This window comes from Priestia sp. TRM10 (assembly GCF_057808375.1).
Window position 1 is genome coordinate 238,606 of record NZ_JBJZOT010000007.1, and the last position, 19,958, is coordinate 258,563.

The 19,958-nt window shown below is 36.0% G+C and carries 16 protein-coding genes; 12 read left to right on the plus strand and 4 right to left on the minus strand.

Annotation, left to right across the window (positions count from 1 at the left end; translation table 11 throughout):
• The first annotated feature begins 6 nt into the window (after positions 1-6).
• The 3 genes from ACK3CR_RS06370 to ACK3CR_RS06380 all read left to right on the plus strand — a co-directional run bounded on the left by ACK3CR_RS06370 (position 7) and on the right by ACK3CR_RS06380 (position 3,532).
• Positions 7-1,734 (plus strand): ABC transporter permease, encoded by a 1,728-nt coding sequence (locus ACK3CR_RS06370; protein ID WP_488975065.1) that lies wholly within the window; start codon positions 7-9, stop codon positions 1,732-1,734.
• Entirely contained in the window at positions 1,731-2,807 is a 1,077-nt protein-coding gene (locus ACK3CR_RS06375) for an ABC transporter ATP-binding protein (protein ID WP_488975066.1), read from the plus strand. Before ACK3CR_RS06370 ends, ACK3CR_RS06375 begins: the two co-directional genes overlap by 4 nt.
• Before the next feature lie 143 nt (positions 2,808-2,950).
• Positions 2,951-3,532, plus strand: coding sequence for an LOG family protein (locus ACK3CR_RS06380; RefSeq protein WP_019393751.1), 582 nt, complete (start codon positions 2,951-2,953; stop codon positions 3,530-3,532).
• Positions 3,533-3,679: 147 nt separating this feature from the next.
• Here the strand turns inward: ACK3CR_RS06380 and cspD are convergent, their stop codons facing one another.
• The gene (gene cspD, locus ACK3CR_RS06385; RefSeq protein ID WP_019393750.1) at positions 3,680-3,877 is read right to left on the minus strand and encodes a cold-shock protein CspD; all 198 of its coding nucleotides are present in this window, start codon (positions 3,875-3,877) and stop codon (positions 3,680-3,682) included.
• Between the two features lie 321 nt (positions 3,878-4,198).
• Here cspD and ACK3CR_RS06390 point away from each other — a divergent pair, with 321 nt between their 5' ends.
• From ACK3CR_RS06390 to ACK3CR_RS06400, 3 genes are read left to right on the plus strand one after another with little or no spacing between them, the layout of a single operon-like run.
• A complete protein-coding gene (locus ACK3CR_RS06390) occupies positions 4,199-5,773 on the plus strand; it encodes a bifunctional metallophosphatase/5'-nucleotidase (protein ID WP_328123039.1) in 1,575 nt (524 codons plus the stop codon).
• 27 nt (positions 5,774-5,800) lie between these two features.
• On the plus strand, positions 5,801-6,169 hold the full coding sequence (locus ACK3CR_RS06395) for a DnaJ family domain-containing protein (protein ID WP_268582401.1): 369 nt from the start codon (positions 5,801-5,803) through the stop codon (positions 6,167-6,169).
• Positions 6,170-6,219: 50 nt separating this feature from the next.
• Positions 6,220-7,053, plus strand: a complete 834-nt coding sequence (locus ACK3CR_RS06400) for an alpha/beta fold hydrolase (RefSeq protein ID WP_243514273.1) — start codon at positions 6,220-6,222, stop codon at positions 7,051-7,053.
• A 19-nt stretch (positions 7,054-7,072) separates the two neighbouring features.
• Here the strand turns inward: ACK3CR_RS06400 and ACK3CR_RS06405 are convergent, their stop codons facing one another.
• Complete coding sequence (locus ACK3CR_RS06405) at positions 7,073-8,149, minus strand: branched-chain amino acid aminotransferase (protein WP_243514266.1); 1,077 nt, start codon at positions 8,147-8,149, stop codon at positions 7,073-7,075.
• Positions 8,150-8,393: 244 nt separating this feature from the next.
• Between ACK3CR_RS06405 and ACK3CR_RS06410 the strand changes: the two genes are divergently transcribed.
• Positions 8,394-8,999 carry a histidine phosphatase family protein gene (locus tag ACK3CR_RS06410; protein ID WP_488975067.1) on the plus strand — a complete coding sequence of 202 codons (606 nt, stop codon included), beginning with the start codon at positions 8,394-8,396 and terminating at the stop codon, positions 8,997-8,999.
• Positions 9,000-9,377: 378 nt separating this feature from the next.
• Positions 9,378-10,280 (plus strand): arginase, encoded by a 903-nt coding sequence (gene rocF / locus ACK3CR_RS06415; protein WP_243514261.1) that lies wholly within the window; start codon positions 9,378-9,380, stop codon positions 10,278-10,280.
• 60 nt (positions 10,281-10,340) lie between these two features.
• On the opposite strand, the gene ACK3CR_RS06420 is transcribed toward rocF (ACK3CR_RS06415), so the two are convergent.
• Positions 10,341-11,546 carry an ornithine--oxo-acid transaminase gene (locus ACK3CR_RS06420; protein ID WP_488975068.1) on the minus strand — a complete coding sequence of 402 codons (1,206 nt, stop codon included), beginning with the start codon at positions 11,544-11,546 and terminating at the stop codon, positions 10,341-10,343.
• A 305-nt stretch (positions 11,547-11,851) separates the two neighbouring features.
• On the opposite strand from ACK3CR_RS06420, the gene ACK3CR_RS06425 reads away from it, so the two are divergent.
• The 3 genes from ACK3CR_RS06425 (at position 11,852) to ACK3CR_RS06435 (ending at position 16,090) form a co-directional block, all read left to right on the plus strand.
• Positions 11,852-13,261, plus strand: a complete 1,410-nt coding sequence (locus ACK3CR_RS06425) for a sigma-54 interaction domain-containing protein (protein ID WP_243514255.1) — start codon at positions 11,852-11,854, stop codon at positions 13,259-13,261.
• Positions 13,262-13,456: 195 nt separating this feature from the next.
• On the plus strand, positions 13,457-14,395 hold the full coding sequence (gene rocF / locus ACK3CR_RS06430; protein WP_113713758.1) for an arginase: 939 nt from the start codon (positions 13,457-13,459) through the stop codon (positions 14,393-14,395).
• Between the two features lie 258 nt (positions 14,396-14,653).
• Positions 14,654-16,090: an amino acid permease gene (locus ACK3CR_RS06435; RefSeq protein ID WP_430239599.1), complete on the plus strand. Its 1,437-nt coding sequence runs from the start codon at positions 14,654-14,656 to the stop codon at positions 16,088-16,090.
• A gap of 29 nt (positions 16,091-16,119) precedes the next feature.
• Here the strand turns inward: ACK3CR_RS06435 and recQ are convergent, their stop codons facing one another.
• On the minus strand, positions 16,120-18,252 hold the full coding sequence (recQ, locus tag ACK3CR_RS06440) for a DNA helicase RecQ (protein WP_488975069.1): 2,133 nt from the start codon (positions 18,250-18,252) through the stop codon (positions 16,120-16,122).
• 255 nt (positions 18,253-18,507) lie between these two features.
• Between recQ and treP the strand changes: the two genes are divergently transcribed.
• On the plus strand, positions 18,508-19,944 hold the full coding sequence (gene treP, locus ACK3CR_RS06445) for a PTS system trehalose-specific EIIBC component (protein WP_243514249.1): 1,437 nt from the start codon (positions 18,508-18,510) through the stop codon (positions 19,942-19,944).
• The last annotated feature ends 14 nt before the right edge of the window (positions 19,945-19,958 follow it).

A 19,958-nucleotide genomic window follows, 5' to 3' on the forward strand; every position in this document is an offset into this window, starting at 1 on the left:
CTATAAATGGAACGCTTTTCGTTAAGAAGACAAATTTCTTTGTCTTCTCTTTTGTCGACACGTTTAACACATACTTTATTCATTAAACTCGGGATATTTTGTCTTCTCTTTTTCTTTTTTCTGCTCCCTATTGTTCGCCTTATTATAATGAGCTTCACAGAAGGTCATAAAATAAGTTTTTTGAATTATAGCTCTATTTTATCAGAAGCTGCTACATGGTCGATGTTAAAGAATACAGCTATCGTTGTTGGGGGAGCAACGATAGTGTCAATTTGTGTAGGGGTTTTGTTCGCTTGGCTTGTTGCTTACACAGATATTCGCTTGAAAAAACTTCTACAACTCTTCATTATGTTACCTTTTTTAATTCCCTCCTATATAATGACGCTCGCTTGGACTCAATTCACAGAGGGAAACAGCTTTTTTATCAGTTTTTTAAAGTCTTTTTTAGGGGTTTCTCATCTTAATCTTTATAGCTATAGTGGACTAATTTTTTTGCTTGGAATCGTTCATTATCCACTTGTTTATTTGCTGACTCTTCATGTATTAAGAAAGATTCCAAGAGACTTGGAATGGGCAGTAAGAGCTTCGGGAGGCACGCGATTTACGATGTGTAAGACCGTTACACTGCCTCTAGCACTTCCAGGTATTATTAGTGGGGCAATGCTTGCCTTCTTAACAACTATTGATAATTTTGGTATACCAGCCTTTCTTGGTATACCAGCTAATATCCCTGTTTTAAGTACGGCTATTTATCAAGAAGTGATTGGGTTTGGAGAAGATGCTTTTGCAAGGGGGGCTGCATTATCAGTCTTACTCGGCGTTATTGTGTGCCTTGTTACTTTTCTTCAATATATACTGCTAAAACGATTTTCTTATCAGGAAACAGGTAGAGCAGAAAATGAACCACGCATTTTTTTAAAGAAAGGGAGATGGGCTGTAGAAATAGTGCTATGGTTATTTCTTCTTTTTATAAGCATTATTCCTTTATTTTCAATGATTGGGACTTCTTTTATTAAGGCATATGGCTTACCATTTTCATTTGAAAATATGACGATGGAACATTATAAATATATTTTGTTTCAGTATGAGAAAGTAAAAATTGGAATTGCAAATAGTTTAAAGCTTGCTTTCTTTACAACTATAATTTGTCTTTTTATTGGAACGGCTATAGCTTATATAAGAATACGATTTGATCGCCATGAAACAAGATTAACAGAAGGAATCATTAGCTTACCATATGCACTTCCAGGTATGGTGCTTGCTCTTGCTATGATTTTAGCTTGGGTCCAGCCTATTCCAGGATGGAAACCTGGAATATATGGAACAGTATGGATTTTGCTTGTTGCGTACGTTACAAGGTTTCTCATATTGCAAGTTCGAAGTAGTATGACGGCTCTTTCACAAGTTTCTACTGAGATGGAGGAAGCCGCACATATTAGTGGTGCTAGAGGTATAGCAAAGTGGCGTTATATTATGCTTCCGCTTCTATTTTCAGGAGTACTCAGTGGAGCTTTTCTCGTTTTTATTACAACATTGACAGAGCTTACGGTTTCGTCATTGTTATGGTCGAGCGGATCCGAGACAATCGGAATGTTAATCTTCAGTTTCGAACAAGGTGGATATACAACGTATTCGACAGCTCTTTCAACCCTTATTTTACTGTTTTTAATGCTCACAAGCCTCATTATCTATGTGCTTATAAAATGCTTTAACAAGAAAGTAGGGAAAGTATGAATACAGTTGTTAAAAATGTATCAAAAAAGTTTGGAGAAACATCAGCTTTATCCAGAATTAATTTAGATATTAGCAATGGGGAATTTATTGCAATTTTAGGCCCATCTGGGTGTGGGAAAACAACTCTTCTACGCCTTATAGCTGGGTTTGATTCACCAACGGACGGAGAAATTATGATGAATAAAGAATGTGTGGCAGAAAAGGGGAAAGTGGTTCCACCTGAGAAACGAAATATTAGTATGGTATTTCAATCTTTGGCTCTTTGGCCACATTTAAAAGTAAAAGAGCAAGTAATGTTTCCATTGAAGCATCATAAATTTATTGATCAGGAAATTAAAAAAAATGCAGACCAGCGGGTGCAGCAAATGCTTGAACTTGTTGGCTTACAACGTTTAGCAACACGTATGCCTCATGAATTATCAGGAGGTCAGAAGCAACGGGTTGCAATTGCAAGAGCTCTTGCTCCAAAGCCTTCTCTTTTATTAATGGATGAACCGTTAAGTAGCTTAGATGCTGAGCTACGGGCTGAATTGCGCAATGAAATTCAAACGATTCATAAGGTTACAAATACCTCTATTCTCTATGTTACTCATGATCAAACAGAAGCTTTAGCAATGGCAGATCGTATTGTTGTTATGAAAGAAGGAGCAATTGAACAAATTGGTACACCAGAAGATATTTATCATAATCCAAAAACTTCTTTTGTAGCCACATTTGTTGGGAAAGCGAACCTCATCCCTGGTAATTGGAAAGGAAACTACTTCCACCCTTTTTCACATCAGACGCTAGCATGGAATATTCCTTTTTCAACCTTTTTAAAAGAGGAGGGAAGCTGTGCAATAAGACCTGAACAACTTTTGTTAGACCGTGTAGGAGAAGGAATTCCCTGTACGGTTAAAAATGTTCTTTTCCTAGGAAAAGAAATTCATTACACAATAAAGCTTAGCAACTGTACAGTGCGTGTTATAGGTAGCTTAAAAAAACGATTTAGCGTTGGAGAGAAAGCTGTCTTAAAGCTGAGAAGTGTTGAAGAACCAAGTCAAGAGATGGCTTCTATTATCGGAGTGAATTGAAAGTAGCTAAAAATTTAAATATAAACTCAAAATGAAAAATAAAATTAAAGAACATTAAAAAAGAGGGTTAATAAGACTCTTCAAGAAACTATATATTATAGAAGGTTTATATTACTACTATAAAAAAGGATGGTGCGCAGACATTGAAACGTGTATGTGTTTTTGCAGGATCTAACATGGGACTTAATCCAGAGTATGCTAAACAAGCGAGAGAACTTGGGCGAGTCATTGCAATGAATGGGTTTCATCTTGTTTATGGTGGTTCTAAATTAGGGCTAATGGGAGAAGTAGCAAATGGCGCTCTAGAACAGGGGGGGCATGTTACCGGAGTTATGCCTAGAGGTTTATTTAAAGAAGAAATAGCTCATAGAGGTGTGAGCGATTTTATTGAAGTAGCAGATATGCATGAGCGAAAAGCGAAAATGTCAGAGTTAAGCGATATGTATGTAGCTTTACCTGGAGGATATGGAACATTTGAAGAACTTTTTGAGGTCATCTGCTGGGCTCAAATTGGTATTCATAAAAAACCAATTGGATTATTAAATGTGGAAGGATATTATGATCCACTTCTACAGCTTATTGAACATACTGTTAATTCAGGGTTTATGCCGCGTGTGCATGGACAGTACGTTATGCAAGGATCCAATCCAAAATGTTTATTAGAATATATGCTTGATTTTATTCCAGAAGGATACAAAAGTAAGAGAGTTCCTCCTGCTGGTTGAGAAATAAAACAATAGAATAGAAAAAACGGTCATAACAAGTTATGACCGTTTTGTTTAGACGGAAATCTCCTCAAAAGAGAAAACTTCATTATTTAATGAGACTCTCATAGCACAAAGCTTTCAATACGTCCCATGTTGGTGAAGAGCTTACTTTTGAACGTTAGCAGCTTGTGGACCACGAGCGCCTTCAACGATTTCAAATGTAACAGCTTGACCTTCTTCTAAAGTTTTGTAACCTTCACCTTGGATTGCAGAGAAGTGAACGAATACATCGTCTTGACCTTCTACTTCAATAAAACCAAAGCCTTTTTCAGCGTTGAACCATTTTACTTTACCTTCTAACATGTTATTGCCTCCTACTTGTGGAACAAAACCACTTGAAAATGTATATCCATTTCCCCTCTTCTTATTCTAAAAAAGCGTTTTCTAAAATAAAGAAAGAGCTACAATGGACAATTATAGTTTAGCAAGTTTTTTGAATAATTACAAGACTTTAAATGTTGGATATAGGAATAAAATGTTAAGAAAGTGTTTTCTAAGGGATTTATAGGAAAATTCATTGATTCTTACTTGTTAAGAAAATGTAAATTCACTAGTAAAATAAATTTTACTCTTGCATAATAGCAATTATTACAATATATCAAATAAATACAAAGGAGTAGTTATATGGAGCTAGTTATTTTACAAACGAGCGATATACATGGACATGTGTTACCAATTCAGTATGGAACAAATGAGAGAGCAGATCTCGGGATAGCTAAAATAGCAACAATGCTCAAACAAGAGGAAGAAAAAAGTGAACATGTATTAAAAATAGATAACGGAGATTTAATTCAAGGAAGTCCTTTGCTTACATACTATATGAAATATGAACGAAATCATAAAAATCCAATGATCGCTATCCTAAATCATTTAAAATATGACGGTGCAGTTGTTGGAAATCATGAGTTTAATTACGGACGTGTAGCTTTAGAGGAAGCTGTCGCACAATCAGACTTTCCATGGCTGTGTGCTAACATTTTGGAGAAGGAAAAAGAAACACCTTTTTTAGGAACACCTTATATAATTAAAGAAATAAATGGAGTAAAGGTAGCTGTTTTAGGAGTAACAACTCACTATATTCCAAATTGGGAAGAGCCTGCTCATATTGAAAAACTAGTCTTTGCGGATGCTCTAAAAGTAACTGAAAAATGGGTAACATATATTCGTGAACACGAAAAACCCCATCTTCTCGTTGTGTCTTATCATGGGGGATTTGAGCGGGATTTGGAAACAGGTGAAGCTACTGAAACGTTAACAGGAGAAAATCAAGCCTATGAGATGTGTCAGCATATTAAAGGTATTGATGTTCTTTTAACAGGGCATCAGCATCGCTCCTTAGCAGGAGAAGTAAATGGTGTGACAATTGTCCAGCCGAGCTTTTTTGGACAAGAAGTAGGAAAAGTTGTGGTTAAGTTTGAAAAAGAGGAAGAAGGCTATTCTATTCTAAAAAAAGAGAGCATGACACTATCTACAAAAGAAATTATCGAAGACGAGGAAATAGTAGAACTTATTCATTATTATGAAGAAGGAACACAAAAGTGGCTTGATGAGAGAATTGGAACTGCAAAAGAAAGTATGAAAATCGATGATGTCTTCCAAGCGAGAATAAAAGAACATCCACTTATTGAATTTATAAATAAGGTCCAAATGTACGCATCAGGGGCCCAGATTTCTTGTACAGCTTTGTTTAACGACAGTGTAAAAGGATTTGATAAAGAGATTACAATGCGTGACATTGTCTCGAATTATATTTATCCTAATACATTAAAAGTTATTAGAATAACAGGGGCTGATATGAAGGCAGCTTTAGAAAGATCTGCTTCCTATTTTGCGTTGGACGAAAATGGAGAATTAACCGTAAGCAAAGACTTTTCTTATCCAAAACCACAAGCCTATAATTACGATATGTGGGAAGGCATACAATATAAAGTTGATGTTTCCAAAAAAGTAGGCGAGCGTATTGTATTTCTAGAAAAAGATGGAGCACAAATAGATGAAGAAGCCTTTTATGAAATTGTTACAAATGCGTATAGAGCAGGTGGCGGCGGAGATTATGAGATGTTTAAAAATAAGGACGTTGTAAGAGATATAACAGTTGCAATGACAGACTTAATTGCTGAATATATTACAACGTTCTCTCCTATAAATGTTTCTGTTAATCATAATTGGAAAGTGGTAGCTTCTGAAAAACTAGAATAACGATGTTCTTTAGAAGGAGATGAAAGAATGGATTTCACTAGGTTAGTAGAAGAGAAAATCAAGAAATCAATTGCTGATGGAGATTTTGAAAATCTAGAGGGAAAAGGAGAACCGCTCAAGCTAGAAGACTTATCACATGTGCCAGAGGAACTTCGTACTAGCTATAAAATTTTGAAAAACTCAGGATATCTTCCTGAAGAAATGATGTTGAAAAAAAATATTGCAGAATTAGAAGATTTGCTTTCTGTTTGTGAGGGTAAAGAAGAAAAGGAGCAACTTGAGGAGAAAATAAGTGAGAAACTGCTTCGTTTTAATCTTCTGATGGAGAAAAGGAAGCTAAGCCATTCACGTGCATTCAAGCAATATCAATCTAAAATTCACAACCGCTTGTTTTAATAAAAGCGCTCCGAAGTACAAGAACAATAAGTCAACAGGAGGAGCAAGAATTGAAAGCATTTATTATTGGATTACTAACATTGCTTATTGTTTTCCTTGGAATATGGAAAACACAAAAAGCCGTTGGTGAGCAAGGACGATATGAACCTGTTTTGCTTTTCCATGGTTTTCTAGGTGGAGAACGTTCTTATAAGACTCTTATGGAGCGATTTGAGGAAAATGGCCAAGGGTATAAAGCAGCTGTTTGTCGTGTTAATGAACGTGGTGTTGTTTCGTGTGAGCATAAATACCATTTTCAGCAAAAAACAGATCAGTTTCCTCTTGTACAAGTCATTTTTGCAGATGATCATGCAAGCATAAGTAAACAAGGGAAATGGGTTCAAAACGTAGTAAAAAAACTTAAAGAAAAGGAAAAAATGAAAGGGTACCATCTTGTTGGTCATAGCATGGGTGGACTTGCTACTATTAAATATTTAGAAGAGACGAAAGATAAAAATGTTAAATCTCTTACAACGATAGGTACCCCTGTTGGAGGATTGGATATTGATGAACTTGCTGTAAACTATCCTAAAACAGAAAGCAATCGTACGTCAGAAGGAGCAAAAGATTTACAATATCACTCAGAGGCCATTACAAAACTTCAAAAAGAAGCAACAAAGCTGAAAGAATTACGTATTCCGATTCTTTCAATTGCCGGAAATGTAAAACATAAAGGTGGAGATGGAAGCGTTCTGACAGAAAGTGCATTTTCGTTAGAAAACTATGTGCCTAATGTAAAGAAAAAAGAGTTTCCTTTATTACACTCAGCTCTTCATGAAAGTTCCGCAGTTGATAAAGTTCTTTATACTTTTTTGAAGGACAGTGAAAAGGATGACCGCAGATAGCGGTCATCCTTTTCACTTGTTAATCAATTTTAAGTGTCCAGTTCAGTTCATCCTCTACAGTACCTGTTTGAATACCTGTAATTGTATTGTAAACGTCTAGAGAAAGCTGACCAGCTTTTCCATTACCTACTGTTAATTCACGTTCTCCCCATTTTAATTTTCCAACTGGAGAGATGACCGCAGCTGTACCTGTTCCAAAAATCTCCTCTAATTCCCCGCGTTCAGATGCTTCAAAAATTTCTTCAACTGAAATACGTTTTTGTTCAACTGGGATATTCCAATGTTCGAGAAGTTCAATCACTGAAGTTCTCGTAATCCCATCTAGAATACTTCCGCTAAGTTCAGGTGTATAAACTTTTCCACCGATTTTGAAGAAGATATTCATACTTCCTACTTCTTCAACATATTTCTTTTCAATTGCATCAAGCCAAAGCACTTGATCATAGCCAAGTTTCTCTGCTTCTGTTTGAGCACGAAGGCTTCCTGCATAGTTTCCTGCTGTTTTAGCAATCCCTACGCCACCACGTACAGCACGAACATATTCATTTTCAACGTAAATACTAACAGGTTGAAGCTGCTCGCCGCTGTTGTAATACGCACCAACAGGAGAAAGAATGATCATAAATTTATATGTTGATGAAGGACGTACACCTAAAAATGCGTCTGTTGCAATAATAAATGGACGAATGTAAAGAGAACATCCTTCTTCAGTTGGAATCCACTCTTTGTCAATTTCAATTAAGTTTTTTAAAGCTTCCATTGCTAAATCTTCAGGGATTTCCGGCATGCTTAAACGTTCGTTAGATAGATTCATTCGTTTTACGTTTTTAAGAGGTCTAAAGAGTTGAACACGATTGTCCGCTGTTCTGTATGCTTTAAGGCCTTCGAATACCGCTTGACCGTAATGGAATACCATTGAAGATGGTTCTAAAGTAAGCGGAGCGTAAGGAGTGATTCTTGGACTATGCCACCCTTTATCAGTAGAGTAATCCATTGTAAACATATGGTCTGTAAAAAACTTTCCGAAACCAAGTTCACTGTGATTAGGTTTTGTTTTTTTCTGAGAAGTTTTTGTTACTTCAATTGTTTGTAGCATATTTCTTACACCTCTTATAAAAAGAATTTTCAATCTATTTTTTTATTTTATGATATTACTCTATATTAATTTAAGTAATAACGCAATGACTAGAAAGCGCTTACAATATAAAAAATAAGAATTTATTCACTTTCTAAATGGTTTACTATGTTTAATAAATAAAACTTATTACCTGTCATATTAAGAAAATGAGTATGATAGAATAAGAGGATTAAAATTTTTGACGAAAAAAGGAGCGAAAAACATGCTGTATTTAGTTCGCCATGGTCAAACTGATTGGAATAAAAAGGGACTCGTTCAAGGGCAGACAGATATTCCATTGAATAGTACAGGAGTTGAGCAAGCTCAGGCGTTAGCAAAAAGGTTTCAAAAGGAAAATATTGATGTGATTTATGCTAGTGATCTTAAGCGTGCATATGGAACTGCTGAAGAAATTGCAAAAGTAAAAAATATGAGAGTATTAGAAGGCCTTCGGGAACTTCGTGAACGATCATTTGGGGAGCTAGAAGGAGCAGATCTTCCTTTGCTGCAAGAAAAATTTCCTAATCTTAGTACAGATTGGAGAGAGGATCTTCCTCTTAATATAGAATCACTAGGAAATATGCAAAAACGAATGGTGAAGGAACTTACAAATATTATGACAAATCATCAAGATGAGGATGTTCTTGTTGTAAGCCATGGAGCAGCTATTAACGTATTTATTCACTATGTTACAGATGGGGAAAACGGAACAGGAAAAATACTTTTAGCAAACACAGCTGTTAGCACATTTACTTTTGAAAATAAAAAATGGGCCATAGGTATGCTAAATGATGCGTCACATTGGATAAAAGAAGCGAAAAATAGCTAAAAAGTTGTGAAAAAAATGTCTTAATTTGTTGACATATGTCGAAATGTGTAGTAAATTTGTAAATAACTTATTAATACTGTAACAAAAAACATCTGAAAAAGCGATCAAATTTTACATTTGGCGTTTTATTATTCTCTTTTTTAGTCTTTATTTATTCTGTGATCCCAACCTCACATTACGATCTTCCAGTCATCGTAATGTGGGGTTTTTTAATGTCTTGAAAATATAACTTATAGAAGATTAGTGCTGATAGATGAGACGTTTAGAAGCGAAGGAAAACAAGAAAGATAACCGTGTATAAAACGTTAAAAGAGAGGTGTAGATTCACTTTTTGTAAACGGCGGCAATATAGATGAATTACAGAAGGGGGATAGAATAATGAAACAGAAAATTTCCATTATTGGTGTGCCGATGGATCTTGGTCAAATGAGGCGAGGAGTTGATATGGGACCTAGCGCAGTCAGGTATGCTGACTTAAATGAAAGACTAAAAAATTTAAATTATGATGTTACTGATGAAGGAGATATCGAAACTGAAATTAAAGAAAGGGCAGACCTTCATGCTCATACATCTTTAAAAAATCTAGAAGCTGTAGTAAAGGGAAATGAGCGACTAAGTACAAAAGTAAGGGAAGTAGTGGAAAAAGGAAACTTTCCTCTTGTGATTGGGGGAGATCATAGTATAGCAATTGGTACACTTGCAGGACTAGGAAAACGGGCTAACAATCTAGGGGTGATTTGGTATGATGCCCATGGAGACTTAAATACACTTGAAACCTCTCCATCAGGGAATATTCATGGCATGCCGCTTGCAGTTAGTTTAGGAATAGGGCATGAAAAACTAACGAATATAGGCGGATATATGCCAAAAATAAAACCGGAAAATGTAGTGATAATAGGGGCTCGCTCTCTAGATGATGGAGAGAAAGAATTAATTCGTAATAAAGGAATTAAAGTTTATACAATGCATGAGATTGATCGATTAGGAATGACCAAAGTAATGGAGGAGACCATCTCTTATTTAAAGAAACGTACAGATCAAGTTCATCTTTCTCTTGATTTGGATGGTTTAGATCCAAGAGAAGCCCCTGGAGTTGGTACTCCTGTTGTTGGAGGGATTAGTTATAGAGAAAGTCATTTGGCAATGGAAATGCTTGCAGAAGCAGAATTTATTACCTCAGCTGAATTTGTAGAGATAAATCCAATACTTGATGACTCCAACAAAACTGCCGAAGTTGCGGTTGCTTTAATCGGTTCTTTACTAGGAGAAAAGCTGCTTTAACAAGAGAGAACTCTCTAAACTTAGAGAGTTCTTTCTTGTTAAAGGAAGATCGTTATTTTACTAATTAGAAAGCACAGAGTGAATTTTACGAATAGCCCAATCCAAATCTTCTTCGGAAATAATAAGTGGTGGCGCAAAGCGAATGACAGTATTATGTGTTTCTTTACAAAGAAGTCCTTTTTCTTTCAAACGTTCACAATAAGAACGAGCAGGTGTTGTTAACTCTACGCCAATAAAAAGACCGCGTCCTCGAATTTCCTTAATAACAGAGCTGTTAATTTTCTTGAGTTGTTCTTTAAAATATTCACCTAATCTAAAAGAGCGTTCTGCTAAATGTTCCTCTTCTAACACTTGGAGAGAAGCTAATGACACGGCACAAGCTAGAGGGTTTCCGCCAAATGTCGAACCGTGTGAACCAGGATTAAAAACACCTAGAATATCTTTGTTTGCCACAACGCAAGATATAGGAAAAACCCCCCCTCCCAATGCTTTACCTAGGATAAGCATATCAGGTTCTACATCTTCCCAATCGCATGCAAACATTTTACCAGTACGAGCTAACCCAACTTGAATTTCGTCTGCAATAAATAAAACATCTTCTTTTTTACATATGTTTGCTGCTGCTTTTAAAAACCCTTCTGGGGGTAAAACAATGCCAGCTTCACCTTGAATCGGTTCAATGAGAAAAGCAACTGTGTTTGGTGTAATAGCTTTTTGTAAAGCTTCCAGGTCACCGTAAGGAATTCGCTTTATCCCAGGAAGTAGTGGACCAAAGCCTCGCTTATACTCTTCCTCAGATGAAAGAGAAACAGCTGACATTGTTCTTCCGTGGAAATTTCCATCACACGCGATAATTTCTGCTTTATTTTCTTCAATTTGTTTGTTTGTATATCCCCATCGTCTTGCAGCTTTAATAGCTGTTTCAACAGCTTCTGCACCCGTGTTCATTGGGAGAGCCATCTCTTTTTTCGTCAGTTTACAAATTGTTTCGTACCAAGGACCAAGTTGATCGCTATGAAAAGCACGAGATGTGAGCGTTACACGATCTGCTTGTTTTTTTAACGCATCAATAATTTTTGGATGACGATGTCCTTGGTTAACAGCTGAATAAGCGCTCAGCATATCCATATAACGATTTCCTTCAGGGTCTTTTACCCATACCCCTTCAGCTTCTGAGATAACAATTGGAAGAGGATGATAATTGTTTGCTCCATATGTTTCTGTTTGATTAATAATTTCTTCAGAATGATTGTATTTTAAGTTCATTGTAAAACCTCCTAATTTATTCTTAATCATGTAGTAGATCCTGTTTATTCGAGCCATAAGAACTTTTGTACTTCTGTCTACTTTATAAATGCAAGAACTGTGCCAACTATTTTTGTGCAGTAAGGATAGGGTTTCTCTAAATATACGGAGATAAAAAGCAAAAAAATTAAGCGTTTATGTAGAAAAATAAGCATTAAAATTTGGCATTTTCTTTTATATCGACATAAATATCATAAAAAATTTTGCGTATTGAAATTGTTTCTGATTAAATAAAAAACAAGCAGTATAAAAAGGAGCGAACTTAAATGCATGAAAAAAATGTAGAATATTTAGAATATTTAAAGCGAACTTATGAGCGAATTATGGATGAACTAGATGTGGGATTACATGTTGTAAATAAAGATGGTAAAACCATTTTATATAATAAAAAGATGATGGAAATGGAATATATGAAAAGTGAAGATGTGTTAGATAAAGATTTACTTGAAGTTTTTATGTTTAAAAAAGGTCAACAAAGTACACTGCTTAGAGCATTAGAGGCAGGGGAAGAAACAAAAAATGAGAAGCAAACGTACTTTAACAATAAAGGGAAAGAAGTAACAACGGTCAATAATACATTTCCTATCGTGGAAAAAATGGAGATTCAAGGAGCGGTGGAAATTGCTCGGGATATTACCAAAATTGAGAGATTAGTAAGAGAGAATATAAAGAGAAAGAAAGAAAGTAAGTTTACTTTTGAGAACATTATTGGAAAAAGCCCAGCTATTCAAGAAGTAATTGAAAGTGCTAAACGAGCAACGCGTACCTCGTCTTACGTACTGATTGTAGGAGAAACAGGAACAGGCAAAGAACTTTTTGCTCAAGGAATCCATTACGAGAGCAATCGTGCCTCACGTCCTTTTATTTCTCAAAACTGTGCTGCTCTTCCAGATAACTTGATTGAAAGCTTGCTTTTTGGTACAAAACGAGGTGCTTTTACAGGGGCTGCTGATCATGCGGGATTATTTCAACAAGCAGAAGGGGGGACATTGCTTCTCGATGAGATTAATTCTTTAAATATTCATCTTCAAGCTAAGTTGTTGCGTGTTTTGCAAGAAAAGAAGGTGAAGAGAATAGGAGATACGAAGGAAACGTCTGTTGATGTAAGAATTATTGCGCATATTAACGAAGATCCAATTGATGCTATTGCAAACAAGCATTTACGAAAAGATTTATATTATCGTTTAGGAGTTGTGACCCTTTTTATTCCACCTTTACGAGAAAGAAAAGAAGATATTTCGCTTCTTGCTCAGCATTTTATCCTAAAATATAATAAACTTTTTCAGATGGACGTTCAAAACATAAGTGAAGATGTTTTACAACTATTTTTATCTTATGAATGGCCCGGTAATGTAAGGGAGTTAGAACATGTTATTGAGGCTGCCATGAATATTATGGGGGATGAAGAGGAGAGGATTGAACGTTATCATCTACCTATGCAATATAGAACAAAATGGGAAGCTCGTAAAGAAGTAGAAGAGAAAGATCCTTTGTTTAAAATGAAGGCTTTTCAAACTCTTTCTCTGAAAGATCAAATGAAATCATTTGAGAGATATTGTATTGTCCATGCTTTAAGAGAAAACAATTTTAAAATCTCAAAAACAGCTCATATGCTAGGATTAAGTCGTCAAAGTTTACAATATCGGATGAAGAGGTTAAATATTGAGAAAGAATGAAAGGGAAAATGTGAGTATGCAGTTGTTTTTCTTGGGATCTATAACTAAAAAGCTCTCCTGAAAAGCAGAATAACAGGCTAAAAAGAAAAAATGTAAGATAATTTAAATATGTATAAATAATCAAAAAATTGTCGAGTTGAGTCATTTACCCTTTATCACTTACACTAAAAGATAAGAAACGAGAGGGGGAGAAACATGAAAAGGGAAATTTCAATTATTGGAGCACCAATGGATTTAGGTCAAGCAAGAAGAGGGGTAGATATGGGGCCAAGCGCAATTAGATGTGCAGGCTTAAGTGAAAGACTACAACGTTTAGGATACGAAGTTTATGATGAGGGAGACATTGAAATTGAAATTAGAGAAAGAGCAAAATCAACGTCGTCTACTCACTTAAAAAACTTAGAGGCTGTTGCAGAAGGAAATCAACGGCTGTGTACAAAAGTTCAAGAAGTCATTAGTTTAGGACGTTTTCCACTTGTTGTTGGCGGAGATCATAGCATTGCGATTGGAACGCTTGCAGGTGTATCAAAACGTGCTGAAAATTTGGGCGTGATTTGGTATGACGCACATGGTGATTTAAATACAGCTGAAACATCACCATCAGGAAATATCCACGGTATGCCGCTTGCTGTAAGTTTAGGAATGGGTCATCCGCTTCTAACAAACATCGGTGGATACCTTCCAAAAGTAAAGCCAGAAAACATCGTTATCATTGGAGCTCGTTCTCTTGATGTAGGAGAAAAAGAATTAATAAGAGAAAAAGGAATTCGCGTATATACAATGCATGAGATTGATCGTTTGGGAATGACAAAGGTAATGGAGGAAGCGGTTTCATACTTGAAAGAAAGAACAGATCATGTTCACCTTTCACTTGATTTAGATGGACTTGATCCAAAAGAAGCTCCTGGTGTTGGAACACCTGTTGTTGGTGGAATTAGCTATAGAGAAAGTCATCTTGCTATGGAAATGTTAGCAGAAGCTAATTTTATTACATCTGCTGAATTTGTCGAAATTAACCCTATTTTAGATGACCTTAATCGAACGGCTGAAGTCGCTGTTGCATTAGTTGGGTCTCTTTTAGGAGAAAACTTGCTCTTTGAACAAAAGAACTTGCTTACATTAACTTCTTCTTGATAAAGACTAAAAGATTAAGTGAAGAGAAAACAAGACAACCAATCTCCTGTTAATTTTTAATTGCAGCGATGATTGGTCTCTTTTTTAGTAAGGAATGCCAAGTTTTTTTGCAGGATAATTAAAAATTTGGCATTTATATTAATCTGAATACTCGTTTAACTAGGGATATTTATATGGCATAAAACTTGCACTATATATTTAACAAGTAAAAGATAGCTTACTCACTTGATCAGGGATAGAAAACGAAGGGGTGTTTCTATGGGAAGAGAAAAAGAGCAACAATATGAATTAAAGAGGACAATGAATTCTAGGCACTTGTTTATGATTTCTTTAGGTGGGTGTATTGGGACAGGCTTCTTTATTGGGTCAGGGTATACGATTTATGAAGCTGGTTCAACAGGAGCCATTTTTGCATACTTAGTTGGTGGATTTATTATGTACTTAACCCTGCTTTGTCTAGGTGAACTCTCCGTTGCAATGCCTGTATCAGGATCATTCCAAACATATGCAACAAAATTTATCGGATCTGGAACAGGATTTGCTATCGGGTGGCTCTATTGGTTAGGATGGGCTGTAACGATTGCTTTAGAATTTTTGTCAGCTGGACAGCTTATGCAAAGGTGGCTTCCGGGTTCACCTGTTTGGATGTGGTGTATCATTTTTGCTGCTCTTATGTTTTTCTTAAATGCTCTTTCTGCAAAAGCTTTTGGTGAAACAGAGTTTATCTTTTCAAGTATCAAGATCCTTGCCATTATTTTATTTATTGGAGTTGGCGGAGCTGCTATGTTTGGTTTGATTGAAATGAATGACGGTCAAGTTGCTCCATTTTTCTCTCATTTTACAACTGATGGTCTTCTCCCGAACGGGGTAACAGCTCTTCTTATTACAATGATTAGTGTTAATTTCTCATTTCAAGGAACAGAACTAATTGGAATTGCAGCAGGAGAAAGTAAAAATCCTGAAAAGACAATTCCTCGTTCCATTCGTCAAACGGTTTGGAGAACACTTTTTTTCTTTGTACTTTCTGTATTTGTTCTCGCAGGCGTTATCCCAAGGACGGAAGCAGGAGTTTCTGAGAGTCCTTTCGTTGTTGTGTTAGACCGCATTGGTGTCCCGTATTCAGCTGATATTATGAATTTTGTTATTTTAATTGCTCTTTTATCAGTAGCCAATTCAGGCATGTATGCTGCAACACGTATGTTGTATTCTTTGTCACGGGAAGGAATGGCAAGCCCTCGTCTAGGAAAAGTAAACAAGCGTGGCGTTCCAATTAACGCTTTACTTATTACACTTGCTATATCAGGTCTTTCATTATTATCTGGAGTATTTGCTGCTGAGACGGTCTTTGTTTGGTTGCTTTCATTAGCAGGACTTGGTGCACAGATTGGATGGATTGCCATTACGGCGTCTTTGCTTGGCTTTAGAAAAAAATACATTAGTCAAGGTGGGAAGATAGAAGATTTAAAGTTTAAAGCACCACTTTATCCCATTTTGCCTGCTGTGGCTCTAATTGCAAACTGTATTGTTATGGCAAGTTTAGCCTTTGATGCTGAACAGCGTATGGCCCTGTATTGGGGAGGAGGGTTTTATATTTGTTGTTACCTTGTTTATCATCTTAGAGTGAAGAAAAAACACCGCATTAAAACATACGAACAAGAACTTCAGCTTAACGAAGGAAAAAAGATGGTCATGTAAAAAAAGCAGCTCGCATAGGAGCTGCTTTTTTATAATTTATGTTTGCATAGTACAGATTGGATCATAAAATATTCAATTGATGCTGGAAGCTCTTCTTTTATTGGTTTTAATCGCTCTGTTCCCACTTTTTCAATAGCCGTTAAAATGGCTTCTTCTTGTTCTCCCGTGAAAATTTTATCCCATTCCATTGGATAGCCTTCTTCTACAGCTCGCAAAATGTGTTTTTCAACCGTTTGTTGGGTCATAGAACGCTCTTTTGCAATTGTTTTAGTATTATGACCTTGTTGAAAAAGATCATATGAAACAACATAACTTTTTTGATCTCCTGTTTCTTGTTTAGAAGATGGAGTATCTGATAGCTTTTGAATTGGCGTAATATTATTTTCTAATACAAAAGCTGAAATAGCTTCTAAAAACGGCTGGCCGTAACGTTCAAACTTGACTTCGCCAACTCCATTCATATTCAAAAAGGCTTCTTTTGTTGTTGGATAGTAGCGACTAAAATCTTTAAGAGTTCCATCTGCAAAAATTAAATATGGTGGATAGCCTTTTTCATCAGCTATTTCTTTTCGCAATGTTCGCAAACGCTCAAATAATTGTTCATCTATTATTTGCTCTGGAGCTGTTTTTGTTTCAATCTCACGTTTCCATACCGTTTCTTTTCCTTGTAAAAGGGAGTATCCTTTCTCACCGATATAAACGGTCGGATATTGATGGTTTGTAAGTAAAAGGTACTTTTCAGCTAACAAATAATGAATAAGAGAAGAAATTTGTTTTTCGGTTTTCTCTTTCATCAGTCCGTAGGTTGACAAAGTTTGAAAGTTAAACTGGAGAATTTTCTTGTTTTTGGAGCCTTTCAACACTTGAGCAACCAATGTAACACCGAAGCGTTCTTTCATTCGTTTCACACAAGAAAGAATCATGAGCGCTTCTTTTGTAATATCAATTTTTTCTCCCGTATCAAGGCAATTTGAACATTTGCCACATGTGCTCTGCTCTTCTTTTCCTTGAAAATAAGAAAGAATATAGCTCTGCAAGCATTGCTCTGTATGACAATATTGAACAATTGTTTGTAAGTTCTCATATTCTTGTTGTTGCCGTTCTGCTGATGTGGATTGTTCAATAAGAAATTTCTGGACACTCACATCTTGAGAATGAAAGAGAAGAATACATTCGCTTTCTTCTCCATCACGACCAGCGCGCCCTGCTTCTTGATAGTAATTTTCAATATTTTTAGGCATGTTGTAGTGAACGACATATCGGACGTTAGATTTGTCGATTCCCATTCCAAATGCATTTGTCGCAACAATTACTTGACAGTTGTCATAAATAAAATCATTTTGAGCCTCTTGTCGCTCAACGTCTGAAAGACCAGCATGATAAGCCCGAGCTTTGATTCCTTTTTTAGTTAATAATGTTGAGAGTTGGTCACAGAGCTTGCGAGAAGCAACATAAATAATCCCTACTTCTTTTTGATGATTTTCAATGTACTGTAGAAGGTATTTTTGCTTATCAACTCCACGAAGAACTTGAAACGATAAATTTTCGCGTGCAAAGCCTGTTACATAGGTATCTTCTTTTTCAATAGAAAGAAGAGTACATATATCGTTCATTACTTCTTCTGTAGCAGTTGCTGTTAAAGCTGCTACAACAACATTTTGAGGGAGAGAAAAAATACGGTTTACAATAGACCGATAGCTTGGACGGAAATCATGTCCCCATTTTGAAATACAGTGAGCTTCATCAAAAGCAATAAATGTTAAAGGGAGCTTCTCAAGCCATGTAACAAACTCTAAAGACTCAAAGCGTTCTGGTGCCACATATACAATTTTATAAATGCCGTTTTCAATTTCCCACATTATATCTGAGATTTCTTCATATGAAAGAGAACTATTTAAAAATGTAGCAGGGATATGAATAGAGTTTAAAGAGTCTACCTGGTCTTTCATGAGGGAAATTAATGGAGAAATAACGAGGGTAATTCCTTCAAAAAGGAGAGCCGGGATTTGATAACAAATTGATTTCCCACCGCCAGTTGGCATAATACCGAGCGTATTTTGTTTTTCGAGGATGCTCGTAATCACTCCTTCTTGTCCAGGACGAAATGTTTCATATCCAAAGTGTTTTAATAGCATATTTTCTGCGTTTTTCAATTCTACCAAAATAATCACCAGCCTAATCTAAAAACATATGATGAATAGATTAAAATTCATAATCTACTATTCCTATTTTATTATACATGAAGAAAGAAGAGGAAGAAAATGAAAGCCATTTATTTATAGTTGACGAGACATGTATATACAAGGTAAAATCATATTGTAACTTGTATATACATGTTTTTGTTTTTATTGAATCTTATCAAAAAAGGAATTAAATGAGGAATTTGTAAGCGTTAACAAAAAGGGGGCGTTTCCATAATGAACAGAGCATCTGTAGAACAGATTGTCCATGCTTTAGGAGGAAAAGAAAATATCTCAACAGCAACACATTGTGTAACACGTTTACGACTTGTGTTAAAAGATGAAAGTAAAGTAAATCATGAAGATCTAAATAATATAGATCTTGTTAGAGGATCTTTCTCCACAAATGGGCAATTTCAAGTTGTTATTGGACAGGGAACAGTTGATAAAGTGTATAAGGAATTTGTAAACATTACAGGGGTTGGAGAAGCCTCAAAAGAAGAAGTGAAAGATGAAGCATCTAAAAAAATGAATCCGCTTCAACGTGCTGTCAAAGCTCTTGCTGACATCTTTATTCCGATTCTTCCAGCCATCGTAACCGCAGGTCTTTTGATGGGGATTAATAATATATTAACAAACCCAAATATCTTTTTTGATAGCAAATCTGTTGTTGATGTATACCCACAATGGGGAGATTTTGCAAATATTATTAATTTAATTGCTAATACAGCCTTTACCTTCTTGCCTGGATTAATCGGTTGGTCAGCGGTGACAAAATTTGGGGGGAGTCCGATATTAGGAATTGTTCTCGGTTTGATGCTTGTTCACCCAGATCTTTTAAACGCGTGGGGATATGGAGAAGCACAAAATAAAGGTGATATTGCAACATGGAACTTATTCGGTCTTGAAATTGAGAAAGTTGGCTACCAAGGGCAAGTTCTGCCTGTGTTAGTAGCTTCGTACGTTCTTGCTAAAATTGAAAGTTTCTTAAGAAAAAGAATACCAGATGCAATTCAACTGTTAGTGGTAGCTCCAGTAGCTCTTTTAGTAACGGGGTTCTTATCTTTTATTATTATTGGTCCAATCACAATGAGTCTTGGTGGCCTTATTACAGACGGAGTTGTTTATTTATTTGATAAAGCTCCGATTGTTGGAGGTCTTGTATACGGAGGGCTTTATGCACCGCTTGTTATTACAGGAATGCATCATACGTTTTTAGCAGTTGATCTTCAGCTTATTGGTACAATTGGCGGAACTTTCTTGTGGCCTATGCTTGCTCTTTCTAATATTGCTCAAGGATCAGCGGCTCTTGCAATGATGCTCGTTGTGAAAAATGAAAAAGTTAAAGGTCTTGCAGGTGCTTCATCTCTTTCTGCTTACTTAGGTGTTACAGAACCAGCTATGTTTGGAGTTAATTTACGTTTCCGCTATCCTTTTATTGCGGCAATTATCGGTTCTGCTATTGGAGGGGTAGTGTTAGCAACAAACCTTGTTAAAGCTTCATCTGTTGGAGTTGGAGGCTTACCAGCCTTTTTCTCTATTATGCCATCATTTTGGCCTGTCTTTTTCATGGGAATGGGCATAAGCATTGTTGTTCCGTTTTTACTAACCCTTGTAATGGGGAAGTTTGCAAAGCGAAAAGAAGTGGAAGTAAAACGTTCTATAAGCCAATAAAGAGATAAAAAGAG